We start from the raw sequence: 21,122 nt of genomic DNA, 5'->3' as shown, positions 1-21,122 counted from the left end.
AGCTACTGGTCAGACGGGCGTTCAAGCAAACCAGCCAGAGGTAGCAAAGGTGGGATCTCTATGCCGCGCCCGCCAAAAATGCTGCCACGACGTGCGAGGCGTGTCGGTCGTGGTTGTGCCTGGCGCGGTCGTACCTCGCGGTGATGCGGGGGTCGCTGTGGCGGGCGGCGATCTGCACGTCGCGCAGCGGCACACCTGCGTCCAGGGCGGCGGTGACGAAGCTGTGGCGGAGTCCGTGCGGGGTGACGTTCTTCTTGATGCCGGCCTTCCTGCACAGCCGCTGCACGGTGAGCGCCGCCGACTTCCGGTTGACCGGTCCCCCGCCCTTGTTGCGGAGGAGCAGCGGCCCCGAGGCGCGTTCACCAGCTGCTGCATCGAGCGCCCGCAGGACGGGGACGGGCAGCGGGATAGTGGCCGGCTTCCCACCCTTTCCTACCAGCCTCAGCACGCGGTGGCCGCGCTCGATGTCCTGGTAATCCTCAATGCGTACGGCGCACGCTTCCGAGACGCGCAAGCCCAACATGCCCATGAGTGCGATCAGTGCGTTGTCCGACGGCGAGGATGCCCTGGCGCATTGGATTACGGCGCCGAGCTCCATCCGGTCAAGGCCCATTGCGCGTGACTCGTCAATGAAGACGCGAGGCATGCGGATGTGAGCAGCGGGGGAGCGTTCGATGTAGCCGTCGATTTCGGCGAAGCTGTAGTAGCCGCGGACGATGGACAGGTGATGGGCCACGGTGGCGGGGGAGTTGTGCCGCTCCTCCTCTAGGTGCCGGGCGAACAGTTCCAGCACCGGGCGGCGCATGCCCTCCAACGGATCCGCGCCGATCCCTGCGCACCAGTTGAACAGGAGCTTCAGTGAGACCTTGTACGTCTCCCTGGTGCTGCCGCGGTAGCGGGCGAGGTAGCCGGCCGCCGCGAGTTCGGCAGTGGTGGTGATTCGTGTCTTGGGTACGCCAATGAGCGTAGTCTTTTGCATGTCGTCTCCATGTAGCTCTGATTAGGTGAATGGTTGGCGGCATAGGCCCTGTCAGAGTTCCCGCTCTGATGGGGCCGCCGTCGTTTTCCGGGCAATGCACTTTCAGGCTATCGCCGGCCACCGACAGAATGGGCGCGGACCGGGGGGCGGAATCTCCGGCGCCGAGACCCCCACCGCCAAACCGGCACCATCCCGGCATCCCCGTGCAAACGGTCTTCGCCGGAGCCGGTCGCGGAAAATGCTAGGTTGCATTATCGTTCTTGACAGTCGTGCTAAGCCCAGCATATTACGAAACTATTTTGAATATGACGAGACGTGCAAACGCTCCGGCAACCGCATCGACCATGCATGCGGCCGCTAGACCTACTGCCACGGCGATTCGGGAGGCGGGCCGCCTCGGGCAACGAGAAAAAGCCCGCCCTCCGAAGAGGACGGGCTTTTTCGTATGTCCGACAGGTGACTTACCTTTGGATTCCCGGTCTCACTTCACCGGGGCCAGCATCGAAGGCGTGGGCTGGGGCGCGGGCGCAGTGCTGGTTGGCGCCTCAGCGGGAGCAGGGTTATCGCACCCTACAAGGAGCATGCCGGCCACGAGCAGGAGACCAAGTTTCTTCATACCCCAAACCTATGTCATCACCATGGGGAACTATTCCGGTCGAAAGAATCCCTAGGCAGTAAGCCCTGCGGCCCACGTCTGGACGGGTGTGAGCATGCGGTTGTGGCCGATGGTTTCCGGGTGCGTGCCGTCCGCTGTGAGCGCCCCGGCGTCCACTGCCCACTTGCCGGAGTTGCGTGAGGATTCGACGGTGTCCGCAACTTCGATGTAGCCGGTGAGCGGGTGCCCTGCGGCGCCTGCCCGCTTAGCCGTCGGGTCGGTTGACCCGGCAGTGACTCCTACGCCCGCGACGGTTGGTGCGCCATCTCGGAACCAGTCGTTGAGGCTGACGCGCTTCGCTTCCTGGGTTTGGGCGGTGCGCGCCGTTTGCCCGACTAGTGTCGTCCACCCGTCCGTGCTGTCGGAGCCGGGCGTGATGGTGGTCTGGTAGACCTTCGCCCCGCCCGAGCCGAGCGCACCCCACAGCCCGAGGTAGATGGCCATGAGTGACGCGACGGTGTTGACGTTGGCTACGTCGTTCCTGCCCTGCTCGCATAGCACATGCGTTGCGGCGGCGAGCATTTGCGGGTGGAACCTGGCATTGAACAGCGCGGTTGTCGTCCCGCCAGAGTAGAGCCCACCCGCCTGCTCTGCCCACTTACCTGCGTTGGTGTACGGCACGCCGGCCGCCCGGAGTCCACGCGTGGCGAAACCCTTAGGCATGCCGCCCGTGGTGTCGTTGCCGCCCTCAGTGATGGAGTCGCCGCAGACAAGCACTGAGACGGTACTTGCGGGGGATAGCCCGTGGATGCCGGTGGGGCCGCGCCCGAACGCCGAACCATTGGCCGCGATTGTTCCGGACCCTGCGAGGGTCAGGTCCGCGTTGGTCACCTCACCCTCACCGCGTGCCGTTTGCAGGTTGTCGTTGGAGACCCATGGGACGTATGCGCCGACAGCGCCCGTCACAAAGGTTCGGACGGGCATAGAGTCGCCCGCTGCCACAGTGATGGGCAGGGCGTCACTGATGGCGAACTGCCCGTTGCTGAGGGTTTTCTGTGACGCACCGCCAAAGGTTAGCGGATAAAGGGAGCCCTGCCACTCAATGGCGGCAGCCACCGTGTAGCTGGTGCTGTAGTTGTTGCCGTAGACGAGTTGAATGTTCTTTGCGGCAGCTTTGGCTACGTGCACGGACTTGTGCGTGTACGAGCTGGTGCCCGCACTGAACTGCGGGGAAACGCCGTAGGCGGTGGCGGTCCTGTCTGTGAACTGCCGGAGCGTCGTGAGCGCCGGGGCGGCGGGGGCTGATACCCCGCCGCCCGTGAGCAGAAGTAGTGTCATTATGCGGGCACCGACACAATCAGGTCATCAAGCTTCCAGCTCGTAACACTGGCCGCCGTGGAAACGATGACGTTGTCAATGTTTCCGCCAGCGCCCACGCCAGAGAGGGACTTCGCGGCGGCGACGTTATCGAAGCCGGTTGCCGAGATGGCCGTCCCATCCAGCGTGATCGTCGTCAGGCCCGTGCCCGCCGTCCACGCTCCGAGGTTGCCGTAACCTTCCTTGTACATGGTTGCGGCGCCGGCGGCGATCCTGAGAACAGTTTTCACAGTCGCACCGGAGAAGAACTGGATTTCGAGGTTTCCACCAGCAGGCAAGGCCGCGAGGTTGACGGACGCCTTGAGCCGCGCCGTGGCAGCAGGCAGGACGAGCTTCGCGGTTTGCGCCGTCCCGTTCGTGCCAGGCACGAGCTGGTTGGTCGTGATCCCAATGCCGCCGGTAGCAACCCATGTGATCGCGGATCCGCCCGATGCGATGTCGGTTGCCGAGCCGTTGATGTTGGCCGTGTCGGCACGGTTGAAGCTGTCCGAGGTAATGACCTGACCGGCAGTGTAGCCGGTCGCGGAGGTGGTGACCGCCACCGACGCTGCGGTGCCACGGTTCCCTGCGGCGTCGAACGCCCGGACCGACAGGGTGTAGGCGGTCCCGGAGGTCAGCCCCGTGACGGTGTAGCTGGTGCCCGTAGATCCAGTACTGGTGTACGTCGTCCCGTTCGTGCTGTACTCGTAGCCGGTCACCGCTATGTTGTCCGTCGCTGCCGTCCACGAGAGCGGGACGCTGGTAGCCGAAACAGTTCCGGCTGCCAGCCCTGTCACGGCGGACGGGGGTGTGATGTCAGAGGGCGAGGCGAAGCTGCCCTCCTGCTTGCCGAGCCAACCCCCGCCCGTGAGAGCCACGAACGTGAACAGGTCAGTCGCGCCGCCGCCCGTGGAGAGGGTCGGGACAGTTCCGCCTGCCCAGCGGATACCAGCAGGCCAGGTGACGGTGCGGGAGCCGGTAGCATCCTGCACCAGCGCGAGGCCAACGACGCCCGTTGAGGCGAGGCTGATGACCTGCCCTGCGCTGGTAAGTGTCGTGAACGTGACACTGCCGCCTCCAGTAGCCGGGAAATTCCAGTTGGCCGCACTGAAAGTCGAGCCGGAAGTGAAGCCCACTTTCGCGGAAACAGTTTCGCCGGTCGGGGCCACCACCAGCGAGCCCGCAAGGTACGCTGTGTTGGCCTTCCACCTGGGGACAAAGCTGGACGGGTTGAAGGGGACATCGAGGATACCCAATTTAGCTCACCACAATCTGAGGGACGTTGGTTGCCGCGCCTGCGGCGTTCCGGGTAATGGTCGGCTGCGTGAAAGTCTTGGTGACCGGCGAGCCGTAGGTGATGTTGTAGGCGAGGACCGCGTTATTCGCGTCCCGGCCGGTTACCGTCATGGTCCCCGGCTTCCCGTCAGGCCACACGACGGCGGCGGATGTGACCAGGTTGTTCGCGTCCACCGTCACTGCCCCGGCAATGAGGGTGTCCGGGTTCTTCGCGAGGCTCACGTAGCTGGCATAAGTGGCAGAAAGTGACGCATCCGAGAGCCGCGAGGGGAGGTCAGATTCCTGGAGCGTGACGAACCCGGTCCGGCCACCGAAACCCAGGACCGCAGCCGTCGGCGCCGTGACAGGGATGGACACCGGGCCGTCCGGGACCAGGTCAAGATCGATGATCCCGGACTGTGCCATCAGGGGTTTCAGGTTCTTGGACCAGGTGATCGGGCGTTCGTTCCCGAACGACCAGGACGCGGTGATCTGGTACGCCCAGTCCGTTATTGCCGCGCCGGTCGAATCGATGAAACCCGGCTGGTCAATGGCCGGCACCTGGAACTGCCCGAGCTGGCCGGCCTCGGCCGTGAAGCTGTCGGAGAACTCCGGCAGCGGCTGGCCTGTCGCTGCCCAGATCACGCGCGCCGTCGGCTTCACCGTCACCGTGGTGACCACGTCCTTGCCGGTGGCCGTCATCGGAATGCCGAACGCGATCGTGTTCAGCAGCATGCCTGCGGGAAAGCCCATGGGGAAAGCTCCTACTCTGCCCGGCGGCCGGGCCTTGTCCTACTGATGGGGGTGGTGTTAGGCGCGAGGGTCAGGGCCGGGCGTTCTGTCGAGTGCGCCGGTCGAAGGCTTGCCCTCATAAGTTGGCGTATTTGCTGAACCGAGGACGGCGCGGGTGAGCCAGTCTGGCAGGCGCGGTTCCAGCCACCGCCAGAACGCGTACCAGGCGCCGATGATGACGGCCGTGATGATGGGCAGCAGGATGTCTGCGAGACCCTTCAGGTCGGTCTCGAGCGGCGCAAGGATCGGCAGGACGCCGATCAGCCAGGCGATCAGAGATCCCCAGAGGGCTGGGACGATGGTGCGGAGCAGGGCAGTGAGCATTCGACTCTCCTAGAGTTTCTTGAGCTGGTACCAGCGGTGGCCGGCGGTGATGGTGTACGCGGTCCGGACAGCCACAGCTGCCATCCACCCGCACGCGAGGGAAGCGCCGGCCGTGAAGCCGAGCAGGGCCACGCGTGGGGCGGTCATGCTTTCGGGAGTGCGTCGATGATGGCCTGGTCGAGTTCGCGGAGGTTGGCGCCGGCGACGGTGAGCGCGACGAACTCTTCGATGCCGATGTGGCGGAAGCCGCTGGAGGCGTCCCACACGTACACGTCGGGGGTGTCCTTGCCCTTGTAGAGCAGGGTCCCGGCTGGTGCGGGCGCGGATGTCAGTGCGGCGAACTTGGCGTCGATTTCCGCGGCGGTGATTTCCCCCCGCTCGGCCACGACGTCGCGGACGAATGCGGCGAGCGCGTTGCGGTTCCGTTCAGCGGTGTCGCGGATGTCCTGGAACTGCGCGTTCTGCCAGCCCACCGTCTCCGTGATCCTCGCGAGAATGTTTTCTTCTGCTGACATGTCGAGCTCCTCTGTGGAGGTGGTGGGGGTGATGGAGTCGGACGCGTAGGAGATCGTGCCCGCGCCGGTGGCGATGACGGGTGTTCCCTCTACGTCCTCAGTCCAGCCGAGGTAGGTGAGCGGGTTTCGCCAGTAGTAGGCGATGAGGTCGGCGAGGTCGGGATGGTGGTGCGGGGTGGTGGAGTCGTCCGATGTGGAGTACACGGAACCGTCCGGGGCGAGGAGGGCGACATGCCCGTTTGGCTCGTTGGCCAGATGGAACCAGACAGGCACCCAGTAGCCGGCCGGGAAGTCGTAGTCTCGGTGCTTCGTGCTCGATCCGTTCCATGCAGCTGTCGCGGAGCCGTAGACCTTGCGGACGCCGAACGCCTCGTTGACGTAGGCGAGGCACCAGCCCGGCTTGCAGGGAATGTCCGGGTTGGGCGTGATCACCTGGCTGTACGTCATGGCGTCCCTCCGGGGTTGACGTTGATGGTGGTCACCGGTGCGGGGGTGGCGGCGAGGTGCTCGTTGAGCTTGCTTTCAACGCGGGTGACGGCGTCCTTAACGGAGGATCCGTTGTTGAATTCGACTTCGTGCCGGATGGTTTCGAGCACCTCATCCTGATGGTCAAGCCGTTCGAAGATGCCGGGCACTTCCTTCTGCCCGGTCTTCGGGTCGGCGGGGACTCCCACGACACGGTCGATGAACCGTGACCATTTGCGGAATACGGGGCCTACCTTCCAGACGACAAAGCATGCGAGGGCGAGGGCGCCCATGATGGGGGACACGGAGATGACGTCGCTGATCCACTGCGGCATCTGGCTCCCCGCCTACGGCTTCTCGGTCACGGTGATGGAGCCGCGGAAGATCTGGATGGACGAGGCCACGCCCGCGTTGCCCTGAATCTTCCAGGTATGCAGCCCTGCGGTCGGAGTGTGGAATACGTCCAGTGACGGGGTGACTGGTACGACTTTGCCCGCCACGTAGTTGCAGGGGATCGTCCACCCGTCGATCTCGCCGCCGTCGCAGATGACTCTGACTGCCGCGTCCATGTCCGCGCCGGAGTTGGCATTGGCAAGAGTGACCTTGTACCCGACGGTGACCTGCCCGCCCAGTGAGGAGGCCGTCACCGTAGCGATGTCAGTCCATGACCCGCTGGCTGCCAGTGTGGTCTTCGGGGTTGGTGGAACGTGTGATGCTTCGCCGAGCCGGGTGAGGGTGGCTTGCGCCCACCGTGTACCGTTCCAGCGTTCCGAGAGACCGGTGTCGCGCCGGTCGATCAGCTGCCCCTGAACCGGTGCCGTGATCTCGGCCCGCTCCGTGGGGTTGCGGATGATGATCGGGGCCCCGCGGGACGCTGTGTGCCGCCACGCATGGGTGATGGTGTTGGACCCGCCGGATGTTCCGGTCGTGCCGGCGAAGATGCGCGCCTCAGCCAGCACGTATGCGCCGGCCGGAAGGGAGCCTGTGGGCTTCGTCGGGGACGCGGCCGCGGTGCCCTTCACCACGCCGATAACGGCGGCGTTGTCGGCGTCGCCTTTCGCCTGGTCGTTTTGCTTGACGTAGATCAGGTCCCAGCGTGAGTTCGTGGCAGGCGCAGCGTCCGTTGCTACGTTCGTTGTCCCGGTCAGGGTCGGCGTGTAGACGCCTTCCCCCGCGGTCCGGCTGATGACCAAGGGGGCCGGGCCGACGTCGTAGGACATGTCCGCCCGGCCCATGACGAGTAAGTCTGTCGCCTGCCCCAGCACGCCCGAGCGGGGCACTCCGGGGGCATTCTCCGCGTACAGGCCAGCCAGCTGGAGCCGGTGCTCCAGGGTGGTGGTGCCAACGCCGGCTATGGGCGCAACGCCTGGTCCTCGGTTGACGGTCATAGTGTTCCTCCCATAGCAATGACCGCGGCCTCAAGGGCAGTCAGCCGTTCGTCTTGTGATTTGAGTTGCCGGTCCTGGGCCTTGGCCACATCGAGCAGGGCCAGTGCCAGCAGGTCATACCGGATGCCATCGATCTGGCCGTCGTACCAGACCACGATCTCGGGCACGAGCTGGTGTACTTCCTCAGCGATCAGCCCGTACTCGTCAGTTGCCCCGGGGACCATCTGGTCCGGGCCTGCCTGACCCTCGGCCGTGGGGATCCGGACGGGCTTCCGGTCGAAGATCTTCGGTTCCAACTGGAGGACCTTCGCGGGGTCAACGGCGTAGGGCCTGACGTTCTGCTTGTACCGCATCGAGGATGTGTTCTTGCCCAAGTGGTTGCCGCCGTCGTTGCCCACCCAGACGGCGTAGAACGTCGTTCCGGCAACGTTGTTGTTGAACGCATACGCCGAGCCGTCGGCGAGCGCCACGGGGCTGGTGACGTCGGACCCTGCGTGGGTGTGCGCTGAGGGTGCGAAGGTTGCCGGTTTGCCGGTGATGGAGGCCCATGAGGCGGAGGCGCCGGTGACGAGCTTGACCCAGACGCTGTTGACGGTGTCCCAGATTTCGCCGCCGAAGTTGCCGGGGTCCGAGAGCAGCGCGCCGAAGCGGGCCCGGGGGTTGCCGGTGGTGACGTCTTTGACGACGAAGGTTCCGTCGCTGGTCTGGAAGTCGCCGATGGTGTTGCCGGCGGCGTCCACTGTCCGGAACCCTGTTTCGTCGGCGCGGATGCCGCGGCCGGTGGCGTCGGAGATCGACATGGAACGCTGGGGTGTGCCGCGTTCCATCTCCTCTGTTCGCCGTTGGTCGTCTTTGGTGTTGTCGCTCATCCGCTTGAGCGGGTCCGGGTCAGGGATGGAGCGTGGTGCGTCGATGGTCATTACACTCCTGAGGGCATGGGCGCGGGCGTGAGCTTCACGGTTTGGGTGTTATCCCCGTCGATGGCCATGATCCGGACGCGACGGTTTCCGGCCTCGATCATGGGGTTGCCTTTGGGTACGTTGATGTGGGCGAAGTCCCCGGGGGAGTATTTCCCCAGCACCGGGCTGGTGTCGGCGCGGACGGTCATGTCCCATGTCTCAACGGGGCGGCGGGCGGCGGCCATCGCGGCGTCGGCGTGGCTCTGGAGGATGGCGGCGTCCTCGACGTCTTTGGAAGCGGCGTCCGCCTCAGTCCACGGGTAGCCGGCGTACCGGATGAGGTCGAGGTCCTGGGCGGTGGCGAGCTTCATCGCGAGCTCGGAGCCGGCCCCGGGCTGCCATACCCGATCAGCCATCCCGGAGCCGTCCTCCTTGGTTCCAATATCGGAGACGCCGGACTCTTCGGTTGAGCCATCCCAGGTCCAATCATCACCGGCCTGGTACAGCAGTGGCTCCGCTTCCGAACCATGCGTCATGACCCACTCGATGCGGGTCGGGTCAGCGCCGTCGTACCGGGGACGGAACGCGATGTCGGGTCCGTTGTCCACTGCGGTGAGCTTCCGCAGCAGATCCCCTACCCAGGGCAGCGTGTAGCCCTTGTAGTGCCGATCGTGGGTTCCGGTTTCGAGTGGAGGCAGAACGATGGGAAGGCCCGGGTTGTTCGGGTTGCCGAAGATCGAGAGCCTGACGATTTCCCGGGCAATGCTGCCCCGGGACAGTCCTGTCAGGTCCAAGGATGTCCGGGTCACTTCCGTCCCTGCGGTGATCTGGGCCCAGTTCAGCGCCTTGACCTTGTCCAGGAATGACCAAAGGCCCGCGGCGCCGAGCTTCAGGACCCCGGTCCGCGCGTCGTAGTCCCGCTTCCAGATCGGCCCTGCTTCAAGGATGGTGTTTCCGTAGGCGACAGCGAGGTAGTTCTTCTTGGTCGCTGTTGCGTTCCGCAGATCTTTGTTCCGCAGATCCTCGGACAGTGCCCGGGTCGTCAGGTCCAGGGACCCGGCCCCGTTGAGTCGCATGCCCCATGACTGCGACGCAGCGGGCAGGTCCGCGGTGATTTTTCCGGTGACCATGTTTCCGATGAAGACGCGGAACTCGGGGGCTACCACCATGCCGGCCTCACTTCCACGATCAGCTGCGCACCGGGCGCACCGGTTGCTTCGAAGAGCCATGTGCCTGCCGACTTCTTGGCAAGCCTGGTCCATTCGCGGACGGTGAGTTTCGCTGACCTGTCGGCGTATCCCTCGAGGAGCACGGACCCGTCCGAGGCATCAAGCCGGATCTGCTGGCCGAGGAGCACGGCGTCGGAGTAGACCAGCCTGCTGCCCGACTGAACGTGGGTGATTGTGAAACCGAACGGCATGTCCGTGGTCACGGCCGAGGCCGTGAACGCCGGGGCCGTGTCCGCTGTCCCCGAGTTGGCCAGGGTGACCGTTCCGGGGGTACCGGCGGCGCCGTAGTCCAGCGGGTCACCGAGCGGGTACCCGAGTCCGCCGCCGGCCGTGGCCACGCCGGTCACCGCGTTGACCGCGGCACCGTACTTGCGGGGCTTGGGGCAGATGAACTGGATCTGGTAGGTCAGGGTGGTGTCGTTCTTGTACTCGATTTTCGGTTCGCTGAAAAGGTAGGTGCCGGAGGACATGGGGACCGTCGCCGTGTCCGTAACTTCCAGAACGCCCGCCAGCCCGTCAGCGAGGACCGCCGCGAGATGCTGCTCGGCGAGCGCTGTTACTTCCTCTGAGGGGCAGGTAGCGTCCCCCTGGATGGTGACGAGGCGGGCGTCGCGCCAGCCTCGTTCGCCGAACTCGCCATGTGCGTTCATGCGTGCGGCGCGTTCCCTGCGGACGCCGGGCCCGTCCTTCCACCCGGGGAGGTCGTCCAGCCAGAGGGTGTACCCGTCCGGGCTGGTCCAGCCGTCTTCACTGAAGGTCAGCCCGTCCACGGTTACCGTGCGTGTTCTTGGCATGTCACCCTCTCCACATGATCTGCTCGGCCGTCGCCCGGGCGAGTAGTTCCTCGTCCATCCCGGGGGCGCCGTTGACCTGGATCGGGCGCTGTTCCCGGATGGCCCTGATCAGGTCATCGATAGTGGACCCGCCGCCGGGGCGGGAACCGCCAGCGGTACTGCCGCTTCCGAGCAGACCGCCAGTGCCGATGTCCGGGACGGTGACCAGGCTGGACATGCGGTCATCGATCCTGCCCTGTACACGGCCGACGCCGACGAGCACGCCCTCGCCGATGTTCTCGCCGAACCCGGCGAAGACCTTCGACGGGGATGCGATGCCCAGTGCGGTTTTGAACGGGCCGACGATCCAGCCGGGGATCAGGTTCAGAAAGAAGTTCCCGATGCTTCCGGCGAGCGAACCGATACCGCTCATCAGGCCTTCGACGATGTTCTTGCCGATGCCGAACAGCCAGCTCCCGGCGCCGGACAGTGCCCCGATGATCTGGGAGCCAAGCCCGCCCAGGACCCCGAGGACGTTACCGATCATGCCGGACACACCCGAGACGATGCCGTTCCAGACACCGCCGAGGAACCCGCCTACCTGACCGAAGATCCCCGAGATGAAGTTCCACGCCGCGGAGAACCCGGAGGAGATGGCTCCCCAGACTGCGCCTACCGCGCCTGAGATGATCGCTACGATGTTGTTCCAGACCCCGCCGATGAATCCGCCGATGGCTGTGAACACTCCGGCGATGAATCCCCAGACGGCGTTGAAGACTGCGGAGATGACTCCCCAGACGGCTTGCAGCGCGCCGGTGATGATGCCGACGTACCAGTTCCAGATCCCGACGAAGAACCCGCCGATGGCCGTGAAGACCGCGACGATGTTGTTCCAGATGGCAGCGATCTGATCGCCGTGGGTCTGCACGAACGCGGCAATGATGTTCCCTACCAGGGAAGTGATCCAGTTCCACACGCCGCCGATGAAGTTACCGATGGCGGTGAAGACCGAGGTGATGAAGTTCCAGACGTTGGTTACCCCGGCGATGATGGGGTCCATCACGGCGTGCACGCCGACCATGACGGCCGCGGCGATGGCATTCCAGATCCCGCTGAGGAAGCCCAGGAGTCCGTTCCAGACCTCGGTGACCCAGTTCCCCAGGCCGCCCCAGACTTCGTTCCACCAGTTCACGAACCCGCCCATGATGCCCTGGAACCAGCCGACGAATCCGGCCCATGCCTGGGTGAGGAACGCTACGACGGTGTCCCAGTTCATGACCAGGGCGACGATCGCGGCGATCAGCGCCACGATCCCGACGGTGATCCAGACCGCCGGGTTTGTGGCCATCAGGAAGTTCACGACGGCGATCACGGCTGCGAGCGCGCCGAGAGCGATCACGGCGGGGACGATGACGGGGGCGAACTGCTTCATCCCTTCGAGGATGGGTGTCAGGACCGGCAGCAGTTGCGCTCCCATTGCGCCGAGGGTGGTCTCTGCTGTGCGCTGCAGCTCAGTGAACGCGGCGCCCGGTCCTGAGTGGAGCTTCTCGCCGAGGGTTGCCGCTGAGCCTTCTACGGTGCCGAGGGCTTCCTGGGAGTTGAGCAGCGAGTCGATGAACTTGGGGATCTCGGCGGTGCCCAGATCCTCGATGGGGGTTCCGAAGAGCGCGAGCGCGGCCTGTGACTGCTGGGCCGGGTCCTTGATGTCGCCGAGTCCCGTGATGATCTTGTCGAACGCGCCGCGGGCGGTGTCGCCGCCGGCCAGCAGCTGGTTCGTCATGGTGGTCTGGTCCATGCCCAGCGCCTCGTAGGCGCCGGAGGTTGCCTTGGACATGTCGGTGGCGCGGATCGTGAACTCTTTGAGCGCGTCGCCGGTCTTGTCGATCCCGTACATGCCCTTCGCGGAGGCGTCGGCGAGCAGGGTCATGGCTTCGCCGCCGGACATGCCGAGGTTGGCGAACATCGGCCCGTATTCGTCGATGGCGTCCATGACGTCCTCGCGGAGGTTGACCGGGACCTTCGAGAGAGTGGCGGCCAGCAGGTCGGCTGCTTCGACGCCGTCTTTTGCCAGGCCGGTGTTGATCATCTGGCCGGCCACCTGCGCCGCCCTGGCGACGTCAAGGTCGAAGGCTGCGGACAGGTCCATGACCTTGCCGGTCACGGACTCGATGTCCGCCTGGGACTGGCCTGAGAGCCCCTTGATGGAGGACAGGGTAGCGCCGACAGCGGCCGATACGCCCTCGAAGGATTCACCGTAGCCGTCCGCGTACAGCTTCCCTGCGACCTGCCCTGCCGCTGCGGCGGCCGGGCCGGTGAGGTTCAGCCCGGCCGTCATGGTCGAAGTGACCGAATCCATGTTGATGGCCGTCGTCAGACCGGACATCAGCGCAGCACCTGCGACACCGCCTGCCGCCGCCGCCGTCATCGGGGAGAACAGCGCCGCGGTGGCCTTGGACCCGGCCGCGCCGAGCTTCCCGACCATCGAGTCAGCCGAGTCAGCGACTTCCTGGAAGGTCTTATCGACGCCCTTGGACGTGGCCAGAATGTCGAACAGCAGCTGCTGGGTTGCCACCAGGGACCGCCTTCCTTATCGTTGCCGGTTCTTGTCCTGCTGTTCTTCCCAGGCGGCCGCGTTCGCAACGAAGTTGAGCCACATCAGGTAGGGCAGGTCCCAGACGTTCAGCGGGGTGATACCGGGCCACACGTGCGAGATCGTGGTGATCCACCGGTAGATGGACGCCTCGATGTCGTCAGCGTCTTCTAGCTGCTTGGTGGAGCTGCTGGCTCTTCGCCCGGAACGGTATCCGTCCGGGCTACCGTAGGGTCCGCTTCAGCGGCCTCCGACTCGTCGGCCTCGAAACCTATCCGGGAGAGGGGAAAGTCGTTCGCTTCGGCTACGGTCACGGACTCGCCGGCGTGGCGCTTGCACAGCCAGACCATGGCCTGGAGCGCGAGCAGGTTCTCTGCGTCTTCGAGGAAGTCCAGAGGGTCAGCCGGGGTACCGTCCTTCGGGGCGTTGTCCTGCATCCGCTGGAACGCGTCCCGCAGCGACTTGATGCCGATGCCGGGCTGGCCGTCGCCTTTGGTCTGCAGCTTCAGGGTGTACAGGTTCCGGAGCGTCGCGCCCTGGATCGCTTCCTGCAGCGGGTACTTCTGATCTCCAACAATGAGCTTCACGCTTTTACCCTTTTCCGTTGAGTGCGTCCTCGATCGCCCGGAGGGCTTTCTCTTTCGCGTCGATGCGTCCGCGCTTGATCGGCTCCCACCAGTAGGGCTGGCCGAACTGCGTGACGAATGTTTCCTTGTTCCCGAACACCGGGTGGCGGATGACTTTCTTGTTCCAGCCCTTGACCATGACCCCGCCGACGGACTTGTCGGCGCGGACGCTGATCCCTGACCTGGTCGCGCCCGCCACGACGCGGGTCTTCAGCGAGGCCTTGACCCGCTGCCGCATGCCGGTGCTGCGGGACCGGCCGGCGGCCTCTGCTTTGTAGACGTTGACCGCCCGCAGGTAGGCCTTGCCGCTGCCGCCGCGCTTGACTTTCTTCACCCTCATCCCGGCCTTGCGTGCGTTGCCCGGTTTGGCGCCGTCCAGGATGGCGCGCTGATCTTTGATGATCTCGTCGCCCACACCACGCAGGTTCCGTCGCAGGTTCCGCTGGACAGCGGGCCCGATCTCCTTCGCTCTCGCCAGCGCTTCCCGGATGTTCGGGGAAGTGATGGTGATCTCCGGAAGATCAGGCCCGCCGCCGCGCTGATGCGCAGCGCGTGCCACTAGATCGTGGCGTCGGTCGTGACCAGTGCGACGTAGACCGGCGAGACACCGGCGGCCAGACCGTCCAGGACAGTGAAGTCGATGGACTGCTTGACCGGTGCGCCCGCGTTGGACTTGGGCAGTTCCCCCTCGAGGCGGATGTCCGGGAAGTGGAACTGCAGCGCGAAGTTCGCCGAGGTCCCGATTACCGCGTCGGACAGGAACGTCAGGGTGAGGCCGAGTGGCGTCTGATTCAGGTAGGCATCCCGCAGGACCGTGTCGCTGTACTCGGCAGTGACCTTGCCCTTCGCATCAGCCAGGCCCACGACAGGCTTGCGGCGCCGTTTGCCTTTGCCGCCGAAGGTGAAGCCGCCGTCATCGATCTTGTTATCGAAGGTGACCGAGAAGTCCTCGATCGTGGCCGCCACGGTTCCGCCGGTGGCGAGCGCCGTCGCAGTCGGCGGAGTCTGTGACCCGCCGACGGTGATAGCGCCCTGGGCGAAGTGGAACAGCTCTCCGCCGACAACGTAGGACGGGGCTGCATAGGCGACGTCGGTCTTGACTTCCTTCGCGTCCCAGCTGGTCTTCAGCTTGACGATGTCAGCGTTCGAAGCGGAGAACTCACCCGAGGTGCAGACCGCGCCGAGGAATGTCATGGCCGTGGCTGCGCCGCCGCCCAGGGTGGGGATTCCCTTCTGGATCGTGTAGGAGTTCAGCGGGTCCGTGGTAGTGGGAGTGTAGAGCTGCTGGAAGACGCCTGTCTGACCGGGCACCGCGGTGGAAACGCCGGTGCCGAACAGGGCTTCGAGCAGGACGCCGAGGCCCTTACTGAGGAGCTCGACGTTGATGTCGCCGCCGGCGGACTGCTTGGCGAGGACGCGGCGGGCAGAGCGGGCGAGGCGGGACCCGACGCGCATCCCGGTGCCCTGGACGAACGTCGGGTTCCAGGCGAAGGACTCGTCGATGAACTCGGGGAAACGGTCCACGGTCACCGCCGTGCCGTATGTGGTTTCCTTCTTCAGGCCCACGGAGCAATCAAGCTGGGTCGTCACTGGTCTTCACCCTCTCCTTCGCCGCCGGCTGGGGTGCCTGCGTCCTCGTTGTCGCCATCGCGGCTCTCTGCCCCGGCGTCGTCATGCTGGGCCGTCAGATCGGCAGCCAGCGTTTTGGCTGCCTTGTCCGTGGGCTGGTAATTGTCTGGCTGCAGGAGCAGGACTCGGGCCTGATCCTCGGTGACGTCGATGATCTCGTCGGCTTCAACGACTCTGCGGAGCAGTGGCACGTCGAGTGCACCGAGCGGGGATACGTTCTTGATTCTTGGCATGGGGTCTCCTAGGCCGTAATCCGTGCTTTGGCGGTGAATGTGGCGGCGATGTCCGTAGCCATGCCTTCGTCGGTCAGTTCCGTTTCGGATTCATAGGACGTCAACACGCATTCCCTGACGGTGCCGCCGAGGGTGGTGTCGTCCATCCGGACGTGGCGTTCGATCCGCCGGAGCAGCTCAGTGCTGCGCTCAGACGTGGCGAGTGCCGCGTCTTCGTCGCCGCCCAATGCGCAGGAGATGGTCACCTCGATGGTGAGTGTTTCCTCGCGGCTGCGGTTGGTGCTCATCGTGGCCGCTGCCTGCCCTGAGGACACGCGCCCGAAGGACACGATGTCTTCCGGGTTGTAAGTCGCGGGCGGGCCGAAGACCACATATACGTGTTCGGTTTCGTAGCCCTCCGCCATCAGCGTCTTGACCGCCTGGTAGAAGGCCTTCTTGAAAGCGAGGCCGAGTGTCGCCTGGGTGAGATCCATCAGGCGAACCCTCCGGCCTGCTCATGGGCTGCGCACAGCTCGATGACCCTGCGGGGGACCGCGTAGCCGGACGGGGTGAAGGCATCGCCGTCCGACGCTGAGCCGCGGGCGTTGCCCCCCGAGCCCTGCATGCCGCCCTGCCACCAGAAGCGGACCAGCTCACGCGCGGCCAGCCTGATGTTCGGCGGAATCTCCGCGGCGCCGACCCGGTAGGTGATGACCAGTTCCCCGCCGGGAAAGGAAGACGCTGCCGTCCGGCTTCCGGCATAGATGATGCCGGCGGCCAGTTCGGGAACATAGCTCGTCACTGGGGCGCCGTCTGCCGTGATGCCAAGGATCTGGTTCGGTAGATGCGGGAGGACCACGGCCGAGCCGCCGCCCCAGGTCGTGAACGTCTTCGTGGTGGCGAGCATGGGCCCGGTGATGTCTTCGATCACGGGAGTTGCTGCGGCCACGTACAGGCGCAGGTCCTGCGCCTTGGCCGGGTCAGCGTTAGCGGGCAGTCGCAGACCCGCAAGCACTTCATCCACCGAGATGAGGAACTGCGGGTCTGCGGGCCACACGTCCAGCACGTCGGTGTGGGCGCCGGCACCGCCCGCCGTCCAGGACAGCAGGTACCTGCCAGCCATCGACGGGGTGAACTTCGCCTGCACGGTCTCCTTGAATCCGGTCACCGCGGGTGCCGGGGTCAGGGTGGTGCCGTCCGGCCGCTTGACCGCGAGCGCGTAGGCTCCGGTATCCGGCGCGGTGGGCCACCTCACCGTAGCCAGCGCGCCGAGATCAAGAGATCCCATTACTTCTTAGCCGCGGCTTCCTTGGCCTTGGCGTCGGCGGTGGCCGACGATTCAGCGTCTGCTGCGGCGGCCGTTTCCTGCTTGGCCGGGCGGCGGCCCTGCGGGGGAGTGGTGCGCGTCTCCTGATCATCCTGATGGGCAGGTTCGCCCGCGGCCTGCGAACGGAGCCAGGAAGCCAGCTCCGGGTCGCCGTGGGCGTTGACGCGGCGGGCGATGGATTCGTAGGACTCCCCCGTGGATTCGTGAAGGTCCTGGTAGTTCTGCTTGACGTCCGGGTCGATTGTGGACATGGCCGTACTCCTTGAGGGTGGTGTGTTGTGGGGAGGCGCTGCGGGGCAGGGGACTAGGCCGCCTGCCCCGCAGGTGTCTCAATCCGCGACTAGAACGTCGGGGCGATCAGACCGTTGCCGGCAACAGTGTCGAGCCCGCCGATCTTGGCGCTTGCCGTCGGGTACCGCTCTGCGGTGAATGCCGCGTAGCTGTAGACCACGACATCGACCGTGAGCTGGGTGCCTTGGCGCTGTTCGAAGTTCAGCTGGCGGGGCAGCCCGTCGCCTTCCTCCCACAGGTGCAGCTCGGAGGTGTCGAGTGAGAGCGTGACGTCCTCCAGGTTGGTGCCGACGTTGATCGGGATGTTGACGTCCGAGAGGACCGGCAGTCCGGAGGAGTGCACGCCGACGAAGTACGGGGCGGTGGCGCCGTTGTCGGAGGTCTCGCCCGGCTTGTTGATGATCCCGGCGGCGTTGAAGTTCGGCACCGTGTTGGCGGTGACGATCGGGCGGCCTGCGGAATCGTACTCGCCGGTGAGCCAGCCCCAGCGGCGGGGGTGCATGACCAGGACCTTTGCGTAGATGCCGCCGCCGCTTGTTGCCACAAACGTGTTGGCGCCGGCGATCTTCCGGCCATAGTTTGCCGCGGACGGGGCCGCGCCGAAAGCCGTCGCAGCGCCGATGCCCGCGGTGTTGAGGATGCCCTTCATCTGGCCGGCCGAGCCGCTGCCGTTGATGATCTGGGAATCGACCTGGGCGGCGTGTGCGCGGGCGAGGTCCAGGTAGAGGATCTCGTCCGTCTTGCTGCCGCGCTCCAGTGACTGACGGGATACTTCCTGTCGGCCCATGAGGGTGCGGACCGGGACGGTCAGATCAGCGAACACGACGTCGGTGTTGGAACCGGCGGTGTTCTCGGCGGTCTGCGCCGCAACGGTTGCGCCGGTAGTCCCGCGGGGGATGACCAGGTTCATGCCCTCGGCAGGCAGCTCGTGGCGGTTGACGATGTCCGCGAGCGGGCGGCCGGCACGCAGGACCGGGGCGGTGAGGTCGATCAGGTACTGGGGAGTGACCAGCCCGGCGAAGCTGCCCGTGGTCAGCGCACGCTCGGTGAGTTCGCCTTCCACCTCCACTTCGCGGGCGTGACGCTCCAGACGCTCGGAGGCGTTGCGGTCGCTCTTGAACTGCGAGCGGTACGCGTCAGCGAACCAGGAGCGGCCGGAACGCGCGGTCTCGCGGGTGTAGGTCCGGGGCTCCTGACCGACGCGGGCAACGCCGTCGTAGGCGGGGCGGGCGGCCGCGGGTGTCACTTCACGCGCAAGGCGGTCAGCTGCGGCGTCTCGCTCGGCTTCGTCGTCCAGGTCGGTGACGCGCTGGCGCAGGGCGTCGATCTCGTTGTCGAGACCATCCTTGAGGCTGCGCAGTTCGGTGATGCGGGCGCGCTGCTCGTCAGTGACGGAGTCGGTCCCGCGAAGGGTTTCCAGTTCGGTGGCGTGGGCGTTGCGGACACTCAGCTTGTCGGCGATCTGCGAACGAAGCTGAGCAATGAGCTGGGCAATTGTCATGGAAGACATGCCCCTTTCTCCCCGTCGTTGCGGGGCTCAGGTGGGTTTGTTGTAATCGCTCTGACAGCAGCAGGCAGTGCCACGCAGGCCGGGCGAACGCGGCGCGCTTGGTCTTTACGCGAGGTGCAGAGATGGTGCGCCTAGAGGTGGCGCAGGGCAGTTTCCTCGTTTGCGATGAGGTCACGCCCGGTCATGGGGAAGCGTGCCCGGAGCTCGGTGAGCGCCTGGCGTGCTTCGGTTTCGGTGAGGCCGCGGATGAAGGACGCTGGACTCTCGTCTTTGCGGAGCCCGGCGCCTGCGGTGTGAGGACTTGCCCCGTAGCCGACGATGGCGACGTCGCCGCGGTGGATGTCGAAAGACTGGATCCGGTACTCGGTGTAGTCCGGGGACCAGACACCGGAGGTGATCCGGAACTTGAAGGACATCTCGTCGACCAGGCCGGAGCGGAGCTTAGGCACGATGTACTGGACGTCGTGATCCGTCTGGTCAAGTTCCGGTGCGTTGACGTGCAGGCCTTCGTCAGTCTCGGTGAGGATCAGGGAACCGTTGGTGGTGCGGGCAATCCGTCGGAGGTCCTGATGTTGAAGGACCAGCGGGACATCGAGGTCGGTGCGGGCCAATGACTCACTCGCTGCGCCTGCGGACACTATCTCTGTGTACGGGCCGAAGAAGTCGTACATCTCGTAGCCGCGCTCGTAGACCGAGGCGAGGCCCTCAAACTGCAGGGGCCCGTCTCCGCCGGCCTGACGGATCTGGATGCCATGGGCGCGGGCACTGACCCTTGCCGGAGACCCGGACTCTTCAGAGCAACGGCGCTGGGATGGGCGGTCGGCGCGGGCGCTGACCGCGGCGGCACGTTCGCGTGCCGCCAGTTGCGGATCCGGGATCATGGCGTGGCTCCAATCGATGAGCTGGGGTTGATGTTCAGGCCGGCGTCCTTGAGGATCAGGCGGGCTTCTTCTTCGGAGATGACCGTGCCGACGCCGAGGTAGATCTTCTGGATTACTTCGGCGATCTGCTTGGCTTCTTCTGCCGCTGACAGTTCAGGTTCGGCGCCACGGAACAGGTCAAATTCCTGCAACTGCTCCGGCGTGAACGGGGCGTAGTTGTTCAGGGCCCGGGCTTCAGACGGGGCGAGTGTCCGCGAATCTATCTGGAGCTTGAAGACACGCTGCCGGGCTTCCGGGTCCATCCGAAGAATGGCGTCGGTGTTCAGCTTCACCTTGCGCGGTTCGGGGGTGAGTCTGCTCAGCGCCCTTTCCCGGCGCATTACCGCAGGGCCGAGGTTCATGATGAGTAGCTGCAGGTTGCGCTGGGTGACGTTGGCATAGGTAACAGCCGATCCCGAGATGGGCGCGTCGATCATGTCACCGGGGACACCAAAGAACCTGGCGATATCCGAGATGGAGAACTCCATCTCCTTGATGAATTCCGACTCGCTGGCCTTCGCCTGCAGCATCGAGTATTCCCAGTCCATGCCGGTGACGAAAGGTTCGCCTATGCTGACCGATGCGAGGAACAATGCCTTCGCCTGCGCCGTCTCGGCACGGTCCAGCTTCTTGCCGGTGTTCTTCAGGATGGCTCCTGGCACTGCTCCGTTGCTGAACCAGTCCAGGGCGAACTGCTGCGCGGAGAGCGCACCGCCGATGGAAGCAGCGGCATAAGCCACCGGCGACATCCCGACATGGGAGCCGGCGCTGGTGAACTGTCTTTCGTGCCAGATCTCTGCCGTCTCGTACCGGGTCCCGCCGACCCTGTAGTGGTCTATGCGGCCCTTCTTGACTACGACGGTTACCTGTTCTGCGGGCAGCGGGTCGATTTGCGATGGCAGTCCCAGCTGGTCGCGCTCGACAATCAGCCCGAATGTGTTGCCGAGTTTGTCCAGATCCGACTGCGTCGAGTACATCCACTCGCTGATATCCATGGGCTGGCCATCGCCGTGGCTGGATGGAGTGATCAGGACCTTTGGTTTCTCGACCTCGAAGTCCACCTTTTCGCCGGGCACACGCCGGAAAACATCTATCGGCATTGAGGACATGAGGTCCGCCCGAAGCCGGATGGATGCCCACACCGCGGAGTGCTTGAACGCGGATGACGCCGTGACGGCCACTGACGTGCTCTTCTTGCCCAGCCGAGTCGGCAGGAGTGAGCCCAAATCAGCGGATCGTTGACGCAGGAGGCTCACTGGGTGGACCTCCTGCGATCAATCAGCCAAGACACAAGCAGTAGGCCCAGACCCCCGGCGGCCACACCGCCGGGGAGGTATAGGGCGCCGATGGCGAGGGCAACGGCTGAGACGACCAGCAGCATGCCGATCAGGTCCAGCCATGACGTCACTCGCTCCATGTGTCCTGCC

At 65.3% G+C, this 21,122-nt stretch carries 25 protein-coding genes; all 25 read right to left on the bottom strand.

Annotated features, from left to right (window positions below):
* Window positions 1–58: 58 nt before the first annotated feature.
* Window positions 59–979, bottom strand: a complete 921-nt coding sequence (locus tag ACS5PJ_RS14510) for a tyrosine-type recombinase/integrase (protein WP_439435570.1) — start codon at window positions 977–979, stop codon at window positions 59–61.
* Window positions 980–1,460: 481 nt separating this feature from the next.
* Window positions 1,461–1,595 (bottom strand): hypothetical protein, encoded by a 135-nt coding sequence (locus ACS5PJ_RS14505; RefSeq protein WP_439435569.1) that lies wholly within the window; start codon window positions 1,593–1,595, stop codon window positions 1,461–1,463.
* A 51-nt stretch (window positions 1,596–1,646) separates the two neighbouring features.
* Entirely contained in the window at window positions 1,647–2,912 is a 1,266-nt protein-coding gene (locus tag ACS5PJ_RS14500) for an SGNH/GDSL hydrolase family protein (protein WP_439435568.1), read from the bottom strand.
* Window positions 2,912–4,186: a fibronectin type III domain-containing protein gene (locus ACS5PJ_RS14495; RefSeq protein WP_439435567.1), complete on the bottom strand. Its 1,275-nt coding sequence runs from the start codon at window positions 4,184–4,186 to the stop codon at window positions 2,912–2,914. The genes ACS5PJ_RS14500 and ACS5PJ_RS14495 overlap by 1 nt, the downstream gene beginning before the upstream one ends.
* 1 nt (window position 4,187) lies before the next feature.
* Window positions 4,188–4,958, bottom strand: a complete 771-nt coding sequence (locus ACS5PJ_RS14490) for a hypothetical protein (RefSeq protein WP_439435566.1) — start codon at window positions 4,956–4,958, stop codon at window positions 4,188–4,190.
* A gap of 57 nt (window positions 4,959–5,015) precedes the next feature.
* Window positions 5,016–5,321: a hypothetical protein gene (locus ACS5PJ_RS14485; RefSeq protein WP_439435565.1), complete on the bottom strand. Its 306-nt coding sequence runs from the start codon at window positions 5,319–5,321 to the stop codon at window positions 5,016–5,018.
* 9 nt (window positions 5,322–5,330) lie between these two features.
* The gene (locus tag ACS5PJ_RS14480) at window positions 5,331–5,468 is read right to left on the bottom strand and encodes a hypothetical protein (RefSeq protein ID WP_439435564.1); all 138 of its coding nucleotides are present in this window, start codon (window positions 5,466–5,468) and stop codon (window positions 5,331–5,333) included.
* Window positions 5,465–6,283 carry a hypothetical protein gene (locus tag ACS5PJ_RS14475; protein ID WP_439435563.1) on the bottom strand — a complete coding sequence of 273 codons (819 nt, stop codon included), beginning with the start codon at window positions 6,281–6,283 and terminating at the stop codon, window positions 5,465–5,467. The genes ACS5PJ_RS14480 and ACS5PJ_RS14475 overlap by 4 nt, the downstream gene beginning before the upstream one ends.
* Window positions 6,280–6,636: a hypothetical protein gene (locus ACS5PJ_RS14470; RefSeq protein ID WP_439435562.1), complete on the bottom strand. Its 357-nt coding sequence runs from the start codon at window positions 6,634–6,636 to the stop codon at window positions 6,280–6,282. Before ACS5PJ_RS14470 ends, ACS5PJ_RS14475 begins: the two co-directional genes overlap by 4 nt.
* 12 nt (window positions 6,637–6,648) lie before the next feature.
* The gene (locus tag ACS5PJ_RS14465) at window positions 6,649–7,689 is read right to left on the bottom strand and encodes a hypothetical protein (protein ID WP_439435561.1); all 1,041 of its coding nucleotides are present in this window, start codon (window positions 7,687–7,689) and stop codon (window positions 6,649–6,651) included.
* On the bottom strand, window positions 7,686–8,609 hold the full coding sequence (locus tag ACS5PJ_RS14460) for a tail fiber domain-containing protein (RefSeq protein ID WP_439435560.1): 924 nt from the start codon (window positions 8,607–8,609) through the stop codon (window positions 7,686–7,688). Before ACS5PJ_RS14460 ends, ACS5PJ_RS14465 begins: the two co-directional genes overlap by 4 nt.
* Window positions 8,609–9,757 (bottom strand): hypothetical protein, encoded by a 1,149-nt coding sequence (locus ACS5PJ_RS14455; RefSeq protein WP_439435559.1) that lies wholly within the window; start codon window positions 9,755–9,757, stop codon window positions 8,609–8,611. The genes ACS5PJ_RS14460 and ACS5PJ_RS14455 overlap by 1 nt, the downstream gene beginning before the upstream one ends.
* Window positions 9,748–10,611 carry a phage tail family protein gene (locus ACS5PJ_RS14450; protein WP_439435558.1) on the bottom strand — a complete coding sequence of 288 codons (864 nt, stop codon included), beginning with the start codon at window positions 10,609–10,611 and terminating at the stop codon, window positions 9,748–9,750. Before ACS5PJ_RS14450 ends, ACS5PJ_RS14455 begins: the two co-directional genes overlap by 10 nt.
* 1 nt (window position 10,612) lies before the next feature.
* Window positions 10,613–13,162 carry a phage tail tape measure protein gene (locus ACS5PJ_RS14445; RefSeq protein ID WP_439435557.1) on the bottom strand — a complete coding sequence of 850 codons (2,550 nt, stop codon included), beginning with the start codon at window positions 13,160–13,162 and terminating at the stop codon, window positions 10,613–10,615.
* 188 nt (window positions 13,163–13,350) lie between these two features.
* Window positions 13,351–13,767 (bottom strand): hypothetical protein, encoded by a 417-nt coding sequence (locus tag ACS5PJ_RS14440; RefSeq protein WP_439435556.1) that lies wholly within the window; start codon window positions 13,765–13,767, stop codon window positions 13,351–13,353.
* Between the two features lie 4 nt (window positions 13,768–13,771).
* Complete coding sequence (locus ACS5PJ_RS14435) at window positions 13,772–14,365, bottom strand: hypothetical protein (RefSeq protein WP_439435555.1); 594 nt, start codon at window positions 14,363–14,365, stop codon at window positions 13,772–13,774.
* Window positions 14,365–15,396, bottom strand: a complete 1,032-nt coding sequence (locus ACS5PJ_RS14430; RefSeq protein ID WP_439435554.1) for a phage tail tube protein — start codon at window positions 15,394–15,396, stop codon at window positions 14,365–14,367. Before ACS5PJ_RS14430 ends, ACS5PJ_RS14435 begins: the two co-directional genes overlap by 1 nt.
* Entirely contained in the window at window positions 15,393–15,668 is a 276-nt protein-coding gene (locus ACS5PJ_RS14425) for a hypothetical protein (protein ID WP_439435553.1), read from the bottom strand. The genes ACS5PJ_RS14430 and ACS5PJ_RS14425 overlap by 4 nt, the downstream gene beginning before the upstream one ends.
* 8 nt (window positions 15,669–15,676) lie before the next feature.
* Window positions 15,677–16,141 carry a hypothetical protein gene (locus ACS5PJ_RS14420; RefSeq protein WP_439435552.1) on the bottom strand — a complete coding sequence of 155 codons (465 nt, stop codon included), beginning with the start codon at window positions 16,139–16,141 and terminating at the stop codon, window positions 15,677–15,679.
* Window positions 16,141–16,935 (bottom strand): head-tail connector protein, encoded by a 795-nt coding sequence (locus ACS5PJ_RS14415; protein WP_439435551.1) that lies wholly within the window; start codon window positions 16,933–16,935, stop codon window positions 16,141–16,143. Before ACS5PJ_RS14415 ends, ACS5PJ_RS14420 begins: the two co-directional genes overlap by 1 nt.
* Window positions 16,935–17,225, bottom strand: a complete 291-nt coding sequence (locus ACS5PJ_RS14410) for a hypothetical protein (protein WP_439435550.1) — start codon at window positions 17,223–17,225, stop codon at window positions 16,935–16,937. Before ACS5PJ_RS14410 ends, ACS5PJ_RS14415 begins: the two co-directional genes overlap by 1 nt.
* Window positions 17,226–17,314: 89 nt before the next feature.
* The gene (locus ACS5PJ_RS14405; protein WP_439435549.1) at window positions 17,315–18,775 is read right to left on the bottom strand and encodes a phage major capsid protein; all 1,461 of its coding nucleotides are present in this window, start codon (window positions 18,773–18,775) and stop codon (window positions 17,315–17,317) included.
* Between the two features lie 131 nt (window positions 18,776–18,906).
* Window positions 18,907–19,656: an HK97 family phage prohead protease gene (locus ACS5PJ_RS14400; RefSeq protein ID WP_439435548.1), complete on the bottom strand. Its 750-nt coding sequence runs from the start codon at window positions 19,654–19,656 to the stop codon at window positions 18,907–18,909.
* Window positions 19,653–20,951, bottom strand: a complete 1,299-nt coding sequence (locus tag ACS5PJ_RS14395; RefSeq protein WP_439435547.1) for a phage portal protein — start codon at window positions 20,949–20,951, stop codon at window positions 19,653–19,655. The genes ACS5PJ_RS14400 and ACS5PJ_RS14395 overlap by 4 nt, the downstream gene beginning before the upstream one ends.
* Window positions 20,948–21,112: a hypothetical protein gene (locus ACS5PJ_RS14390; protein ID WP_439435546.1), complete on the bottom strand. Its 165-nt coding sequence runs from the start codon at window positions 21,110–21,112 to the stop codon at window positions 20,948–20,950. The genes ACS5PJ_RS14395 and ACS5PJ_RS14390 overlap by 4 nt, the downstream gene beginning before the upstream one ends.
* Window positions 21,113–21,122 lie beyond the last annotated feature (10 nt).

The sequence above is a fragment of the Pseudarthrobacter cremeus genome (genome assembly GCF_051857465.1).
Taxonomy (GTDB): domain Bacteria; phylum Actinomycetota; class Actinomycetes; order Actinomycetales; family Micrococcaceae; genus Arthrobacter.
This window is presented reverse-complemented; position numbering and strand designations above follow the sequence as displayed.